Source organism: Microbispora hainanensis, from assembly GCF_036186745.1.
Taxonomy (GTDB): Bacteria; Actinomycetota; Actinomycetes; order Streptosporangiales; family Streptosporangiaceae; genus Microbispora.
The window spans coordinates 2,083,922-2,098,593 of record NZ_CP108086.1 but is presented as its reverse complement, the minus strand read 5'-3'; the positions used below and the strand labels follow the sequence as shown (position 1 = coordinate 2,098,593).

The 14,672-nt window shown below is 71.3% G+C and carries 15 protein-coding genes, 1 tRNA gene and 1 other RNA gene; 13 read left to right on the top strand and 4 right to left on the bottom strand.

From position 1 onward, the window contains the following. Positions 1-159: 159 nt before the first annotated feature. A complete protein-coding gene (locus tag OHB01_RS09565) occupies positions 160-1,662 on the top strand; it encodes a dolichyl-phosphate-mannose--protein mannosyltransferase (protein ID WP_142649626.1) in 1,503 nt (500 codons plus the stop codon). A gap of 3 nt (positions 1,663-1,665) precedes the next feature. Here OHB01_RS09565 and OHB01_RS09560 read toward each other — a convergent pair whose 3' ends face one another. Further along, the gene (locus OHB01_RS09560) at positions 1,666-2,523 is read right to left on the bottom strand and encodes an MBL fold metallo-hydrolase (protein WP_328855233.1); all 858 of its coding nucleotides are present in this window, start codon (positions 2,521-2,523) and stop codon (positions 1,666-1,668) included. Positions 2,524-2,548: 25 nt separating this feature from the next. Continuing rightward, positions 2,549-3,397, bottom strand: a complete 849-nt coding sequence (locus OHB01_RS09555) for a LysR family transcriptional regulator (protein WP_328855232.1) — start codon at positions 3,395-3,397, stop codon at positions 2,549-2,551. Positions 3,398-3,503: 106 nt separating this feature from the next. Between OHB01_RS09555 and OHB01_RS09550 the strand changes: the two genes are divergently transcribed. Further along, positions 3,504-4,229, top strand: coding sequence for an SDR family oxidoreductase (locus OHB01_RS09550; protein ID WP_328855231.1), 726 nt, complete (start codon positions 3,504-3,506; stop codon positions 4,227-4,229). Positions 4,230-4,298: 69 nt separating this feature from the next. Here the strand turns inward: OHB01_RS09550 and OHB01_RS09545 are convergent. Further along, a tRNA-Ser gene (locus OHB01_RS09545) sits at positions 4,299-4,384 on the bottom strand. Between the two features lie 86 nt (positions 4,385-4,470). On the opposite strand from OHB01_RS09545, the gene ffs reads away from it, so the two are divergent. The 7 genes from ffs to OHB01_RS09510 all read left to right on the top strand — a co-directional run bounded on the left by ffs (position 4,471) and on the right by OHB01_RS09510 (position 10,980). Further along, an RNA gene (gene ffs / locus OHB01_RS09540) (signal recognition particle sRNA small type) lies at positions 4,471-4,566 on the top strand. A 43-nt stretch (positions 4,567-4,609) separates the two neighbouring features. After that, positions 4,610-6,859, top strand: coding sequence for a DNA polymerase III subunit gamma and tau (locus tag OHB01_RS09535; RefSeq protein WP_328855230.1), 2,250 nt, complete (start codon positions 4,610-4,612; stop codon positions 6,857-6,859). A gap of 177 nt (positions 6,860-7,036) precedes the next feature. Further along, the gene (locus OHB01_RS09530) at positions 7,037-7,387 is read left to right on the top strand and encodes a YbaB/EbfC family nucleoid-associated protein (RefSeq protein ID WP_030508658.1); all 351 of its coding nucleotides are present in this window, start codon (positions 7,037-7,039) and stop codon (positions 7,385-7,387) included. Positions 7,388-7,390: 3 nt separating this feature from the next. Beyond that, positions 7,391-7,990: a recombination mediator RecR gene (gene recR / locus OHB01_RS09525; protein ID WP_142652212.1), complete on the top strand. Its 600-nt coding sequence runs from the start codon at positions 7,391-7,393 to the stop codon at positions 7,988-7,990. Then, entirely contained in the window at positions 7,983-8,513 is a 531-nt protein-coding gene (locus OHB01_RS09520) for a DUF5063 domain-containing protein (protein WP_142652214.1), read from the top strand. The genes recR and OHB01_RS09520 overlap by 8 nt, the downstream gene beginning before the upstream one ends. Before the next feature lie 98 nt (positions 8,514-8,611). Beyond that, positions 8,612-9,886: an aspartate kinase gene (locus tag OHB01_RS09515; protein WP_142652216.1), complete on the top strand. Its 1,275-nt coding sequence runs from the start codon at positions 8,612-8,614 to the stop codon at positions 9,884-9,886. Further along, a complete protein-coding gene (locus tag OHB01_RS09510; RefSeq protein ID WP_142652218.1) occupies positions 9,883-10,980 on the top strand; it encodes an aspartate-semialdehyde dehydrogenase in 1,098 nt (365 codons plus the stop codon). The genes OHB01_RS09515 and OHB01_RS09510 overlap by 4 nt, the downstream gene beginning before the upstream one ends. A gap of 4 nt (positions 10,981-10,984) precedes the next feature. Here the strand turns inward: OHB01_RS09510 and OHB01_RS09505 are convergent, their stop codons facing one another. Further along, positions 10,985-11,605, bottom strand: a complete 621-nt coding sequence (locus OHB01_RS09505) for a hypothetical protein (protein WP_142652220.1) — start codon at positions 11,603-11,605, stop codon at positions 10,985-10,987. A gap of 154 nt (positions 11,606-11,759) precedes the next feature. On the opposite strand from OHB01_RS09505, the gene OHB01_RS09500 reads away from it, so the two are divergent. The 4 genes from OHB01_RS09500 (at position 11,760) to OHB01_RS09485 (ending at position 14,640) form a co-directional block, all read left to right on the top strand. After that, positions 11,760-12,407 (top strand): TetR/AcrR family transcriptional regulator, encoded by a 648-nt coding sequence (locus OHB01_RS09500; RefSeq protein ID WP_244312735.1) that lies wholly within the window; start codon positions 11,760-11,762, stop codon positions 12,405-12,407. 73 nt (positions 12,408-12,480) lie between these two features. Beyond that, positions 12,481-13,422 (top strand): LLM class F420-dependent oxidoreductase, encoded by a 942-nt coding sequence (locus tag OHB01_RS09495; RefSeq protein WP_205831200.1) that lies wholly within the window; start codon positions 12,481-12,483, stop codon positions 13,420-13,422. Between the two features lie 74 nt (positions 13,423-13,496). Further along, positions 13,497-13,832, top strand: coding sequence for a YkvA family protein (locus OHB01_RS09490; protein ID WP_142652224.1), 336 nt, complete (start codon positions 13,497-13,499; stop codon positions 13,830-13,832). Positions 13,833-13,917: 85 nt separating this feature from the next. Next, a complete protein-coding gene (locus OHB01_RS09485) occupies positions 13,918-14,640 on the top strand; it encodes a DUF1684 domain-containing protein (RefSeq protein WP_142652226.1) in 723 nt (240 codons plus the stop codon). Positions 14,641-14,672: the final 32 nt, after the last annotated feature.

Genomic DNA, 14,672 nt, shown 5'->3' with positions numbered 1-14,672 from the left:
GCTCCTGATGGAGTGGTGGCTTGGCGGGGCTACTGCCCTGGATAAGCGTGATCATGCGAGGCGGCCGCCATGCCGGATCCGTCTTGCCCTGATCTTCGGGTTTTGCCGGGTTAGGATCACCGCGTGCCTCTGACCGCCTTACCCCGGCTGGTTCCGCCGATGCCGGGCGGGCGGGGGTGGTTCGGCCCGCTGGCCGTGGCCGCTTTCGGGGGATTTCTCCGCTTCTATCGCCTCGATGTTCCGCACGCCTTCGTCTTCGACGAGCTCTACTACGCCAAGGACGCCTACTCGCTGATCAGGTTCGGGGTCGAGCGGCAGTTCGCCGACGGGGCCGACCAGGCGTTCGTACGCGGGGACACGGACGTGTTCAAGGCGTGCGGGACGGTCGAGGAGTGTGCCGCGTACGTCGCCCACCCCCCGCTCGGCAAATGGCTCATCGGGGCGGGCGAGTGGCTTTTCGGCGTCACGCCGTTCGGGTGGCGGTTCGTCGCCGCGCTCGCGGGCACGCTCAGCGTGCTGGTCCTGGCGCGGACCGCCCGCCGGATGACCCGTTCGACCCTCCTCGGCTGCCTCGCCGGGCTGCTGCTGGCCCTCGACGGCCTGCACCTCGTGCTGTCGCGCTCCGCGCTGCTCGACATCTTCCTCATGTTCTGGGTGCTCGCGGGCTTCGCCTGCCTGGTCGCCGACCGAGACGCGGCCCGCACCCGCCTGACGGAGTGGTATCGCACCTCCGACCTGCACGGGCCTCCGCCCCGGCTCGGCCCGCGGCCCTGGCGGCTGGCGGCCGGGGTGTGCCTGGGCGCGGCGTCGGCGACCAAGTGGACCGGCCTGCTGTTCGTCGTGGCGTTCGCGGTCATGACGCTCGTCTGGGACTGCGGGGCACGGCGTGCCGTCGGCCTGTCCCGGCCCTACCGGCAAGCGGCCCGCCTCGACTGGCCGCTCGGCCTCGCCTGGCTCGGCGCCGTGCCGGTCGCCGTGTACGTCGCGTCGTTCGCCGGGTGGTTCGCCTCGGCCGGGGGATGGGGCCGCAACTGGGACCGCGCGACCTCGAACGGCTGGGTCTACTTCGTCTTCGACTCGCTCCGCTCGCTGGCGGACTACCAGAGCCAGGTGTTCGGCTTCCACCAGGGGCTGAGCACCCACCACGACTACCAGTCGGACCCGTGGACCTGGCCGCTGCTGCTGCGGCCGGTCGCGTTCTTCTACCGGTCGCCCGACGGCACGTGCGGCGCCGCCTCCTGCTCGCAGGAGATCCTCGGGACCGGCACCCCGGTGATCTGGTACGGCGGGCTGCTCGCGCTGGTCGCGATGGCGGCGTGGTATCTGGCGACCCGCGACTGGCGGGCGGGCGCCGTCCTGCTCGCCTACGGCGCGGGATGGCTGCCGTGGTTCTACTTCGCGCTGGCCGACGACCGCACGATGTACCTGTTCTACGCCCTCCCGGCGGTGCCGTTCATGGTCCTCGCGATCGTGCTGGCATGCGGGCTCGTCCTCGGGCCGCCGGGCGCGCCGGCCGCGCGGCGCTCCACGGGGGCGGCGGTGGTGGGCGCGTTCACGCTGCTCGCGCTGGTGAACTTCTGGTGGCTGTCGCCCGTGCTCACCGCCGTGCCCATGCCGTACGACGCCTGGCTGAGCCGCATGCTGCTGCGTTCCTGGATCTGAGCGCTACGCGTAGACGATGAACTCGGGATAGACGTGCACGCCGGGCCGTCCGCCGATCTCCGCCACCGCGTCGCGGATCCGCCGCAGGTGCTCCACCGTCATCTGGAGCGGCGGCTCGTCGGGCTGATAGGTGGTGCGGATCGGGTAGTCCTCGCCCGGCGTGGTGGTCATCTCGATGTGGCAGCCGAGCACGTGGGTGACGGGGCGGGATTCGGCGAACTTCACCAGGCGGTCGATGGTCTGCTCGAACGCCGGCCAGTCGGCGACGTACAGCCGCCCGGGATAGACGGTGTCACCGGTCAGCAGCAGGCCGGTGGCGCGGTCGTAGAAGGTCACCGCCGCCTTGTGGTGCCCGGGGCTCGCCACCGCGTCCAGGACGCGGCCGCCCAGGTCGACGGACCCGGGCACGTCGAGATCGTCGCCGAGGCCGAAGAACTCGCGTACGCGCTCCGGCGCGGGGTCCACGATCACCGTGTGCGGGCGGTCGCGAAACTGGCCGTCGCCCGCGATGTGGTCGCCGTGGCCGTGCGTGTGGGCGACGACGAGCCCGTAGTCCTCGCGGGGGTGATCGGCCAGCCAGCGGTCCACGATCTCGTCCACCGTCCGGCGCAGCGGGAAGTACGCGGGTGAGGCGGTCGCGCCGGTGTCGAGCAGGAGCGCCCGGGTGTTCCCGAACATCAGGAACATGAAGGGCGCCTCGTAGTTGATCGCCTTGTTCTGGCGCAGGACGTACGTGTGCTCGTCGTAGCGGTGCACCTGGATGTCGGGGTCGGTGTTGTGCTTGGCCGACTCCGAGCCGTGGATCCACCGGACGTCGAGGTCTCCCGCACGCGGACTCGCCGGGAAGTCGATCAGTTCCATGCGGCCCACCCTAGGGGGACACGATCTAGAGACGGGTGGCGGCCCGGACCAGGCCGGCGACGGCCTGCGAGCGGCTGTGCGGCGGCCACGCGATCAGCGTCGTCACCTCCGGGGCGTCCAGAACGGGCACCGCGGCGAGGTCGGGGTGCAGATAGGCCCGCGTCGACTCCGGCAACACCGCCGCGGCCCGGCCGAGCGCGATCAGCTGGAGCAGCTGCGCGTGGTCGCGGACCTGCGGACCGGGACCGTCCGGGTAGGTGCCGTCGAGGTTGGGCCAGCGCGGCATCGGCAGTCCGGGCAGGGCGGTGACGTCGGCCATCAGCACGTGCGTCCTGCCGGCCAGGGGATGCCCGGCCGGCAGGACGGCCACCTGCCCCTCCGTACGCAGCTCCTCGGTGTCGAATCCCGACGCCGAGTCGAACGGCCGGTGCAGCAGCGCCACGTCGGCCCGCCCGTCGCGCAGCAGCCGCTCCTGCTCGCCGATGCCGCACAACAGCACGTCGACCGCGACCGCGCCGGGCTCGGCGGCGTACGCGTCGAGCAGCTTGGGCAGCAGCTCGCCGGCCGCACCGGCCTTCGTGACGAGGACCAGGCCGGGGCTGCCGGTCGCGGCGAGCGCGGTGCGGCGGGTGCGGCGCTCGGCGGCCTCGACCGCGTCGAGGGCCGCCCTGCCCTCCTGCAGCAGCACCGACCCGGCCTCGGTCAGCGCGACCGAGCGGCTCGTGCGCTCGAACAGCGCCACGCCGAGCCGCCGTTCGAGCCGGCCGATCGCCCGTGACAGCGGCGGCTGCGCGATCCCGAGCCGTTGCGCGGCCCGTCCGAAGTGCAGCTCCTCGGCGACGGTGACGAAATACCGCAGCTCCCGCGTCTCCATGCCGCCACGCTATCTCCGGGGAGCACGGGATCGATACCCGCGAGGTATCGATGGTGGACCAAACGGTGTTGGAGGTTCCGGCGGGGTCGCGCCCAGGATGAGACGCATGAGCGAACAGACGATCGCGCTGGTCACCGGCGCGAACAAGGGGATCGGATTCGAGATCGCGGCCGGCCTCGGCGCCCTCGGCTGGAGTGTCGGCGTCGGCGCCCGGGACGACGAGCGTCGCGAGTCCGCGGTGGAGAAGCTGCGCTCGGCGGGGGTCGACGCGTTCGGCGTGCCGCTCGACGTGACCGACGACGCGAGCGTGGCCGCCGCCGCCGAGTTGATCGAGGAGCGCGCGGGACGTCTCGACGTGCTCGTCAACAACGCGGCGGTCACCGGGGGCATGCCGCAGACGCCCACCACGGTGGACCCCGCCACGATGCGGGCGGTCGTGGAGACCAACGTGATCGGCGTCATCCGCGTCACCAACGCGATGTTGCCGCTGCTGCGCCGCTCGGCATCCCCGCGGATCGTGAACATGTCCAGCACCGTCGGCTCGCTGACCCGGCAGAGCGCTCCGGGCGCCGAAACGGGCCCGATCTCCGCGGCCTACGCGCCCTCGAAGACGTTCCTCAACGCCGTCACCGTGCAGTACGCCAAGGAGCTGAGCGACACGAACATCCTGATCAACCTCGGCTGCCCGGGCTTCTGCGCGACCGACCTGAACGGCTTCCGCGGCGTCCGTACGCCAGAACAGGGCGCGGCGATCGCGATCAAGCTGGCGACCCTGCCCGACGACGGCCCGACCGGCGGACTCTTCGACGACGCCGGGCCGATCCCCTGGTGAATCCCGGATACGCGAAAGGCCCGGCTGGATCGACCGGGCCTTTCGCGTTTTGCTGCTCAACCAACTGCGCGGAGGATAGGAGATTCGAACTCCTGAGGGGTTGCCCCCAACACGCTTTCCAAGCGTGCGCCCTAGGCCAACTAGGCGAATCCTCCGTCGGACAGCTTAGCCCACTTTCCGGCGTGGTTTCGACTGTTGTCTCGACGGCCCGCGCACGGCCGCCGAGTGGCTAGACTGTGCAACGGACCCCTCGCGCGGCGTCATCCTGTGAACCTCCCCAGGGCCGGAAGGCAGCAAGGATAAGCGGGCTCTGGCGGGTGTGCGAGGGGTCTCTCCGTTAGCGGGGTACTCCGGCCGGGTCGACCCTCCGAGGAGGCGGCATGAGTCTTGCGCTGTACCGCAAGTACAGGCCAGGGACATTCGCCGAGGTCAAGGGGCAGGAGCACGTCACCGACCCGTTGCGCCAGGCGTTGCGCAGCGGCCGGATTCACCACGCCTATCTCTTCAGCGGCCCGCGCGGCTGCGGCAAGACCTCCAGCGCCCGCATCCTCGCCCGGTCGCTGAACTGCGAGAAGGGCCCCACGCCCGACCCCTGCGGGGAGTGCGAGTCGTGCGTCGCGCTGGCCCCCACCGGGCCCGGCCACCTCGACGTCATCGAGATCGACGCGGCGTCGCACGGCGGTGTGGACGACGCCCGCGACCTGCGTGAGCGGGCCTTCTTCGCTCCCGTCTCGGCGCGCTACAAGATCTACATCATCGACGAGGCCCACATGGTCACCCGTGAGGGCTTCAACGCGCTGCTGAAGCTGGTGGAGGAGCCGCCGCCGCACCTCAAGTTCGTCTTCGCGACCACCGAGCCGGAGAAGGTCATCGGGACGATCAAGTCCCGCACCCACCACTACCCCTTCCGGCTGATGCCGCCCGCGACCCTGCGCCGCCTCATGGAGGAGATCCTCGACTCCGAATCGGTGCCGTACGAGCCGGCCGCGTTACCGCTGGTCGTACGGGCGGGCGCGGGATCGGCCCGGGACACCCTGTCGATCCTCGACCAGCTTCTCGCGGGCGCCGACGAGTCCGGCATCACCTATCAGCGGGCGGTGTCCCTGCTCGGCTACACCGACGGCGACCTGCTGGACGAGGTGGTCGACGCGTTCGCCAAGCGGGACGGCGCGGCCGTGTTCCAGGCCGTGCACCGGGTGATCGAGGGCGGTCACGACCCGCGCCGCTTCGCCACGGACCTGCTCGAACGCTTCCGTGACCTGGTGATCCTCTCCAACGTCCCCGAGGCGGCGGGCAGCGGCCTGCTCGACCGGCCGGCCGACGAGCTGGAGCGCCTGCAGGCGCAGGCGGCGTCGATGGGCCCCGCCGAGCTGACCCGGGCGGCCGAGGTGTTCAACGCCGGGCTGACCGAGATGCGCGGCGCTACCTCCCCCCGGCTGCTGCTGGAGCTGATGTGCGCCCGCGTGCTGCTGCCCGGCGCCGACCAGGGCGAGGCGGCGCTGCTGACCCGGCTCGAACGGCTGGAACGCGGGGTCGCGGCCGGGACCCACACCATCGCGCCGCCGATGCCCGCAGTGCCTCCGGCGTCCACAGTGCCTCCGGCGTCCACAGTGCCTCCGGCGTCCACAGTGCCACCGGTGTCCACAGTGCCACCGGTGTCCACAGTGCCACCGGCGTCCACGGCTCCGCAGGCTCCCGTTGCTCCACCGCCCGCGCCCGCCGCACCGGCTCCTACCTCGGCACCGGCTCCGGCGGCCGACGACTGGCCGACCCCCGTACGGCCCGGCGCCGGGGCGGCGACGCCGCCTCCACAGGCGCAGCAGGCCCAGGCCCCCGCCGTGGGCGGCGGGCCGGTGCAGCAGGCCTGGCCCCAGGTGCTCGAAGCGATCAAGAACCGCCAGCGGGTGGCCTGGATGATCCTCAACGCGCAGGGCAGGCTGCTCGGCGTCGAGGGCAACGTCGTGACCGTCGGCTTCGAGAAGCCGGGCGACGTGCAGGGCTTCCTCAAGGGCAAGCGCGACGAGGTGGTGGCCGCCGCGCTCGGCGACGTGCTCGGCGGCACCTGGCGCGTCGACGTCGTCGTCGGCGGTTCGGGCCCCGGCCCGGACGGTCCCGCCACGCGCGGGCCGTCCGGTCCGCAGCCGCCCGCCCCGTCTCCTGCGCCGTCCCCTGCGCCGTCTCCCGCGCCAACGGCACCCACCGCCCCGCCCGCCGCGGCGGCTCCCGCGCCCGTGCCGGCCGCCGCTCCCAAGGCCGCCCCGGCTCCGGAGCGGAAGGCCGCCGCACCCGCGGCGTCGCCCGCGGGCACGACCGACGAGACGTGGCCCGACGCGCCGTCCGACGACTACGACGCGCCGTCGCCGTCCTCGGCCTCGGGTCCGGCGCCGCGGTCCGCGCCGAGCCCCGGGCTGGCCGCGGCGCGCTCGGCGGCCAGGGCCGCCGCCCAGACCGGCCCCCGACAGGCCTGGCCGGAGACGGTGCCCGGCCGTGGCAAGAGCGGATCCTCCCGTCCGGACGACGACGTGGACCCGCTCAACGACGACGACGCGGACGTCAGCGAGCTGTCGGGCATGGCCCTGATCCAGCGCGAGCTGGGCGGCCGCATCATCGAGGAGATCGACCACTCCTGAGCGCCGTCCCTGCCTGAAGAACGGCGGCCGCATGGACGGAGACTGGTGGGGTAACCGGTGTCCGCCCGCCCGCGACCCGGCGCGGAACACGTACGCACGCCGGTGCGGAAACGGGGGCGGACGCCGTAGGCTCGGTCGCGACGAACACGTCGCTGGACGCTGAGGAGCGCAACCATCGTGAACCCAGGGGATGTCAACCTCCAGCAGTTGCTGGAGCAGGCTCAGCTGATGCAGCAGCAGCTCGTCACCGCGCAGCAGGAGCTCAGCGACGCCGAGGTCGAGGGCAGTGCCGGAGGCGGCCTGGTCGTCGCCACCGTCAACGGCAGCGGAGAGCTTCTCGACCTCGAGATCAGCCCGCTGGCCATCGACGCGAGCGACCCGGAGGAGACCGCGCAGACGATCGCGGACCTCGTGCTCGCCGCCGTGCGGGACGCCGTACGCGCCGCGGGGGAACTGCAGCAGGAGAAGCTCGGCCCGCTCGCGCAGGGACTCGGGGGCGGCCTCGGCGGCCAGCTGCCGGGGTTCTAGAGCATGTACGAAGGGGTCGTCCAGAACCTGATCGACGAGCTCGGGCTGCTGCCCGGCGTCGGTCCCAAGAGCGCGCAGCGGATCGCGTTCCACCTCCTCGCGGCCGATCCGGCCGACGTCAAGCGGCTCGCGCACGCGCTGCTCGAAGTGAAGGAGAAGGTGCGCTTCTGCCGCGTGTGCGGAAACGTGGCCGAAGAGGAGCAGTGCCGGATCTGCCGCGACGCGCGGCGTGACCCGCACGTCATCTGCGTGGTCGAAGAGTCGAAGGACGTGGTGGCGATCGAGCGGACCCGCGAGTTCCGTGGTCGTTACCACGTGCTCGGCGGGGCGATCAGCCCGATCGACGGCGTCGGCCCGGACGACCTGAAGATCCGCGAGCTGATGACCCGGCTGGCCGACGGCCAGGTGACCGAGCTCATCCTCGCGACCGACCCGAACCTCGAGGGCGAGGCGACGGCCACCTACCTGGCCAGGCTCGTCAAGCCCCTGGGATTGAAAGTGACCCGACTGGCCAGCGGTCTGCCTGTGGGCGGTGATCTCGAGTACGCCGACGAGGTCACTCTGGGCCGCGCTTTCGAAGGACGGAGGCTGCTGGATGTCTGACGAGTGGAACGACCTGGCCGCACGCGTCGCCGGACACGCGCAGAACTTCATCGACGGCCTCACCCGCCTGGCCGGCGGTGAGGGCGGCGACGCGACGCTGCCGCTCCTCCTGGTGGAAGTGGCCCAGGTCAGCCTCGCGGGCACCCAGCTCGGGGCCGCCCAGGACGTGATCCTCCAGGGCAACGTCGAGCCCGCGCTGAGCGAGGACCCCGACATCGATCCCCTCCGTACGGCTCTCGCCGCCCGCCTCGCCCCGGTGGACGACTATGCCGAGGTGTTCGACCCCTACAAGGACACCGTGGTCACGCCCTACCGGCTGTCGGACGACCTCGCGGCGGTGGCGGCCGACCTGATCCACGGGCTGCGGCACTACCAGGCGGGCCGTCCGCTTGAGGCGCTGTGGTGGTGGCAGTACTCCTACTTCAACACCTGGGGCAACCACGCGGGCGCGGCGCTGCGGGCGCTGCAGGCGCTGGTCGCGCACACCCGGCTCGACGTGGTGGAAGAGGGCACCACGGTCTGACCGGACGGCGGGGCGTCCACATGCTGGTCGGTGCCGGTCTCAGTTTGGGACGTCCAAGTACACTGTGAGCTCCACGTCCTGATTCGTTGGAGATTCCAGTGGCGCTCGTTGTGCAAAAGTACGGTGGTTCCTCCGTAGCCGACGCGTCCTGCATCAAGCGGGTCGCCCAGCGGATCGTCGCGACGAAAAAAGCGGGCAACGACGTCGTGGTGGTGGTCTCCGCGATGGGCGACACGACCGACGAGCTGCTCGACCTCGCCCAGCAGGTGTCGCCGCTGCCGCCCGGCCGCGAGCTCGACATGCTGCTGACCTCGGGTGAGCGGATCTCGATGGCGCTGCTCGCGATGGCGATCGCCAACCTCGGTCACGAGGCGCGCAGCTTCACCGGGTCGCAGGCCGGCGTGATCACCGACTCGACGCACGGCAAGGCGCGCATCATCGACGTGACGCCGGGCCGCATCCAGGAGGCCGTGGCCTCCGGCCAGATCGCGATCGTGGCCGGGTTCCAGGGCGTCTCCCAGGACAGCAAGGACATCACGACGCTGGGCCGGGGCGGGTCGGACACCACGGCCGTCGCGCTCGCGGCGGCGCTCGGCGCGGACGTCTGCGAGATCTACACCGACGTGGACGGCATCTACACCGCCGATCCCCGCATCGTCCGTACGGCACGGCAGATCCCGCGGATCTCCTACGAGGAGGCCATGGAGATGGCCGCCTGCGGCGCGAAGATCCTGCATCTGCGCTGCGTGGAGTACGCCCGCAGGTTCGACCTGCCCATCCACGTCAGAAGCTCGTTCAGCACGAGGGAAGGCACCTGGGTCGTCTCCGACCCCTACAGCGAAGGAACCGAAGTGGAGCAGCCCATCATCTCCGGGGTCGCGCACGACCGGAGCGAGGCCAAGATCACTGTGGTCGGGGTGCCCGACAAGGTCGGCGAGGCGGCCGCGATCTTCCGCACGCTGGCGGACGCCGAGATCAACATCGACATGATCGTCCAGAACGTGTCGGCCGCGGCGACCGGTCGCACCGACATCTCCTTCACGCTCCCGGCCAACGACAGCCAGACGGCCCTCACGGCGTTGAAGAAGATCCAGAACCAGGTCGCCTTCGAGTCGCTGCTGTACGACGACCAGATCGGCAAGGTCTCCCTGATCGGTGCGGGCATGCGCTCGCACCCGGGTGTCACCGCCAAGTTCTTCGGCGCGCTGGCCGACGCCGGGGTGAACATCGAGATGATCTCGACCTCGGAGATCCGCATCTCCGTCGTCGTGGGACAGAACGAGGTGGACACCGCGGTCGCCGCCGCCCACCGCGCGTTCGACCTCGACGCCGACCAGGTCGAGGCCGTTGTCTACGGAGGTACCGGACGATGAGCGAGCGCAGCGAGCAGGCAGAGGCCTCCCGCCGCAAGCCCACACTTGCCGTTGTCGGCGCGACCGGTGCCGTCGGCACCGTCATGCTCGACATCCTGACCGGCCGCACCGACCTGTCCGACGCGTACGGCGAGATCCGGCTGATCGCCTCGCCGCGGTCGGCGGGCAAGGTGCTGAGCGTGCGCGGCGAGGACGTCGTCGTCCAGGCGCTGTCGCCGGAGGCGTTCGACGGCGTCGACATCGCGATGTTCGACGTGCCCGACGAGGTCTCCGCCGAGTGGGCGCCGATCGCCGCCTCGCGCGGCGCGGTGGCCGTGGACAACTCCGGCGCCTTCCGGATGGACCCGGACGTGCCGCTGGTGGTGCCCGAGTGCAACCCCGAGCAGGCCCGCAACCGGCCCAAGGGGATCATCTCGAACCCCAACTGCACCACGCTGTCGATGATGGCCGCGATGGGCGCCCTGCACCGCGAGTATGGCCTGCGCGAGCTGGTCGTCGCCTCCTACCAGGCGGTGTCCGGCGCCGGGGTGGCCGGGCCGGAGCGGCTGTACGCCGAGCTGGAGGCCGTCGCGGGCGACCGGACGATGGGCACCGTGGCGGGCGACGTGCGCAAGGCCGTGCCCGACCTGGCCGGCTCGCCGTTCCCGGCCCCGCTGGCGCTCAACGTGGTGCCGTTCGCGGGCTCGCTCAAGGACGGCGGCTGGAGCTCCGAGGAGCTGAAGGTCCGCAACGAGTCGCGCAAGATCCTCGGCATTCCCGACCTGAAGGTCTCGGCGACCTGCGTGCGCGTCCCGGTGGTGACCACCCACTCGCTGGCCGTCCACGCGACGTTCGAGCGGGAGGTCACGGTCGACGGCGCCCGGGCGATCCTCGACGCCGCGCCGACCGTCGTGGTGCTCGACGACCCCGCGAACGGCGTGTTCCCCACGCCGGCGGACGTGGTGGGCACCGACCCGACGTACGTCGGGCGGATCCGCCAGGCGATCGACTTCCCGAACACGCTCGACCTGTTCCTGTGCGGCGACAACCTGCGCAAGGGCGCCGCGCTGAACACCGCGGAGATCGCCGCGCTGGTCGCGACCGAGTTCGCGTAGGTCGTCACCGGAACAGCACGTCCCAGTGGGTCGGCTCGTCGGCCCATATATCGGCTCCAGCGTCAGACGGCGCGGCGCGGTAAAGCGCCGCGCCGTCGGCGCGCGTGCGCCAGTAGCGATAGACGCCGGTGATGTACGCGTCGAGGCACCGGTTGTGCGCGAGGTCCACCTTGTAGCCGTTGCCGTGGCTGTAGCGGCCGTCGGCGTGCCCGGTCTCGGTGCCGCCGGTGACCGTCACCGGGCAGCCGCTGTCGCGCCGCAGGTCGATGGTGCGCATCAGCGTGCCGTACCGGATCGCCTCCAGCGACGTGCAATAGGGGCGGCGGCGGTCGGTGCAGCCTCCGGTCGACTTCCGGCGCACCCCGGCGTCGAGCAGCAGGCCGGCCGCCCGTTCGTGGCCGATCCGCTCGTCCGCCGCCGTCGTGTTCCAGGTCTTCACCGTGGCGATGAACGTGCCGGCCAGCAGTGGCGGGAGGGAGATCTCTCCCTTGACCTCCACCCTCACGTCCGGAGTGGGCGGGGGTGACGGAGGGGGGAGGGGGTCCTTGGTGTGCTGCATGGGCAGGCAGATCAGTACGGCGGTGCCGATGCCGGCCAGCCCCCGCCATGACGGGCGGACTTCCACGTGCCTCGTTTCCTCTATCGACGACGGGGGCTGAGATCTTCAATGCCACACATGGGTAAGGGCCTGCCCGCTGCCACGACGTGGTTTGCCGCGACTCGTGGATCATCTTGTCGGTTCATGACCTGACACGGGCCCGAGCCGTACAGTGACGAGCGTGGCCGAGAGTACACGGGAGCAGATCGTCGAGACGGCCCTCCGGTTGTTCAGGGATCGGGGGTACGAAGCGACCACCATGCGTGCCATCGCCGCGGAGGCCGGCGTGTCGGTGGGCAACGCCTACTACTACTTCAGGTCCAAGGAACAGCTGATCCAGGCGTACTACGACCGCGCGCAGGAAACGCACGAGGCGGCCTGCCGTGAGGTGTTCGCCGCCGAGAGGTCGTTCGCCGGGCGGCTCGGCGGCGTGCTGCGGGAATGGGTGCGGATCTCCGAGCCCTACCACGAGTTCGCGGTGAAGTTCTTCAAGCACGCGGCGGAGCCCAGCAATCCCCTCAGCCCGTTCAGCGCCGAGTCGGCGCCCGCCCGCGAGTCGGCCATCGCGCTCTATCGGGAGGTGGTCGAGGGATCGGCCGGACGGATGGACGACGAGCTGCGCGAGGAGCTTCCCGAACTGCTGTGGCTGCTGTGGATGGGGGTCGTGCTGTTCTGGGTCCACGACAACTCGCCCGGCTGCGCCCGCACCTATCGGCTCATCGACCGCGTCGTCCCGCTCGTCGACCGGCTGGTCGGCCTGTCGCATCTGCCCGGCATCAAGGGCGTGGCCAGAGAAGTGATCGAGGTGGTGCACGAACTTCGGGCGTGACCGAGACTCCATACCGTCCGGTTGGTATGGTCGGGTCACAACCGTGAGAGGGGTGGCCGTGGACCGCTGGGGCATGACGATTCCGTTCTTCGGGCAGACGCCGGTCGAGTCGAAGGAGCTCGTCGCCGAGTTGCCCGCACTGGGCTACACCGACGCGTGGTCGGCCGAGGTGGGCGGCACGGACGGGTTCGTCCCGCTGGCCCTGGCGGCCGAGTGGGCGCCGTCCCTGCGCCTGGGCACCGCGATCGTCCCCGTCTACACCCGCGGCCCGGCCCTGCTGGCCATGTCGGCGGCCACGCTGGCGGATCTCGCCCCCGGCAGGTTCGTGCTGGGCATCGGCGCGTCGTCCCCGGTCATCGTGGGCAACTGGAACGCCGGCGAGTTCGACAAGCCGTACGCGCGGGTCCGCGACACCCTGCGCTTCCTGCGGGCGGCGCTGGCCGGGGAGAAGGTCGGCGAAAGCTACGAGACCTTCGCCGTCAAGGGATTCCGGCTGGAGAAGGCCCCCGCGACGCCGCCGAAGATCGTGCTGGCCGCGCTGCGGCCCGGGATGCTCCGCCTGGCCGCCCGCGAGGCCGACGGCGCGATCACCAACTGGCTGTCGCCGCAGGACGTACGGAAGGTCCGGGCCGAGCTGGGCCCGGAGACCGAGCTGACCGCGCGGCTGTTCGTGGTCGTGACCGAAGACACGGCGAAGGCCCGCGAGATCGGCCGCCGGCTGCTGGCCGCCTATCTGACCGTGCCGGTGTACGCCGCGTTCCACGAGTGGCTGGGCCGGGGAGACCTGCTAGGGCCCATGCAGGAGGCGTGGGCGGCCGGGGACCGGAAGGCCGCGCTGAAGGCGATCCCCGACGAGGTGGTGGACGACCTCGTCGTGCACGGCGACCCGGCGACCTGCCGGGCCCGGGTGCGCGAGTACGTGGCCGCCGGGCTGGACACGCCCGTGCTGGCCCCGCTGGCGGGCGGCGATCTCCCGCTCGCCGAGACCGTACGCGCGCTCGCGCCGGAAGCCTGACGGAACCTGGTGGCCGTCGCCGTACGTTAACCGGAGGGCAAAGCGGGCAGAGGTGACCCCCTGGAGGTGTCCTCATGGCGAAGGCAGGACGTGCGGCGGCCACCTGGCGCGCCTACCGCGAGGTCTCCAAGCCCGGTTCGCCGGGCCTTTCGGCCCGGCTGCGGGCCATGCCCCGGATGCTCCGCGCCGCGGTGAAGGGCGAGTATCGGGGCCTGACCAAGGGCAAGCTCGCCATGCTCGGCATGGCCGTGGCCTACATCGTCTCGCCCATCGACGTGATCCCCGACTTCCTGCTCGGTCTGGGAATCGTGGACGACTTCGGCGTGTTCCTCTGGCTGGCGACCGCGCTGCTCGGCGAGAGCGGCCAGTTCGTCGAGTGGGAGAGGGACCCCCGCACCACGGTGAAGTGATCAATTGGTCATAATCCTACCTAGAATGTAGGGTAATGCTCAAACATCACCAAAGGTGCTGATCTACCGAATGAGCATTACCACTATGTCTTCACGCGCCTCCGCAGCCACGATCGAAGCCGCCCGAGCCGGGTGGGAGGCGTGGCGGGCGGAGCGGCTGGCCGCCGTACGGGCCCCGCTGGGCAACCTGGCCCTGGTGGAGACCCTGTGGCCGGCGCCGGGTGAAGAGGTGTCCCTTGAGAAGGCCCTCGCCGGCCGGCCGCCGAGCGTCACGGCGACGCGGATCGAGCGGACCCACATCGCGACCGGCGAGCCCGAGCACGGCATCCGGCTGTGGGACGCGGAGTCGCCCGCCATCCGGCACTTCGAGACCATCGACGTCTTCCCGTTCGCTCCCGAATGGGTGATCGAGGCCGTCTTCACCCCGGTGTCCGACACGCGCCTGCTGCCCTTCGAGCACCTCAAGGACGCCGGCGGCACCCGCGATCACGCCGTGCCCGGCGACATCACCTTCACGCTCGACGGCACGCCGTACAACCTGGCCGCCTTCGACGACGAGGGCACGCTGCTCCTCGTCGTGGGCGACCGCACCAACGGCTCGGCGACGTACGGCGGCGGGCGGTTCCTGACGGTGGAGCCCGAGCCCGGCGGCCGTGTCGTCCTGGACTTCAACCGCGCCTTCGCGCCGCCGTGCGCCTTCTCGCCCTTCTACAACTGTCCGCTGCCGCCGCCGCGGAACCGGTTGGACGTGCCCGTCGAGGCGGGGGAGAAGCTCCCCGTCTTCCGTGACGGCTTCCTGCCGCACTGATCTCTCACCCTTTCTCCCCCCTTCTTCTCACT

What these genes read in the sequence shown, in the direction of transcription:
- OHB01_RS09565 (WP_142649626.1), top strand. Translation starts at nt 160, where the DNA reads ATGCCGGGCGGGCGGGGGTGGTTCGGCCCGCTGGCCGTGGCCGCTTTC.
- OHB01_RS09560 (WP_328855233.1), bottom strand. Translation starts at nt 2,523, where the DNA reads ATGGAACTGATCGACTTCCCGGCGAGTCCGCGTGCGGGAGACCTCGAC.
- OHB01_RS09555 (WP_328855232.1), bottom strand. Translation starts at nt 3,397, where the DNA reads ATGGAGACGCGGGAGCTGCGGTATTTCGTCACCGTCGCCGAGGAGCTG.
- OHB01_RS09550 (WP_328855231.1), top strand. Translation starts at nt 3,504, where the DNA reads ATGAGCGAACAGACGATCGCGCTGGTCACCGGCGCGAACAAGGGGATC.
- OHB01_RS09535 (WP_328855230.1), top strand. Translation starts at nt 4,610, where the DNA reads ATGAGTCTTGCGCTGTACCGCAAGTACAGGCCAGGGACATTCGCCGAG.
- recR (WP_142652212.1), top strand. Translation starts at nt 7,391, where the DNA reads ATGTACGAAGGGGTCGTCCAGAACCTGATCGACGAGCTCGGGCTGCTG.
- OHB01_RS09520 (WP_142652214.1), top strand. Translation starts at nt 7,983, where the DNA reads ATGTCTGACGAGTGGAACGACCTGGCCGCACGCGTCGCCGGACACGCG.
- OHB01_RS09510 (WP_142652218.1), top strand. Translation starts at nt 9,883, where the DNA reads ATGAGCGAGCGCAGCGAGCAGGCAGAGGCCTCCCGCCGCAAGCCCACA.
- OHB01_RS09495 (WP_205831200.1), top strand. Translation starts at nt 12,481, where the DNA reads ATGACGATTCCGTTCTTCGGGCAGACGCCGGTCGAGTCGAAGGAGCTC.
- OHB01_RS09490 (WP_142652224.1), top strand. Translation starts at nt 13,497, where the DNA reads ATGGCGAAGGCAGGACGTGCGGCGGCCACCTGGCGCGCCTACCGCGAG.
- OHB01_RS09485 (WP_142652226.1), top strand. Translation starts at nt 13,918, where the DNA reads ATGTCTTCACGCGCCTCCGCAGCCACGATCGAAGCCGCCCGAGCCGGG.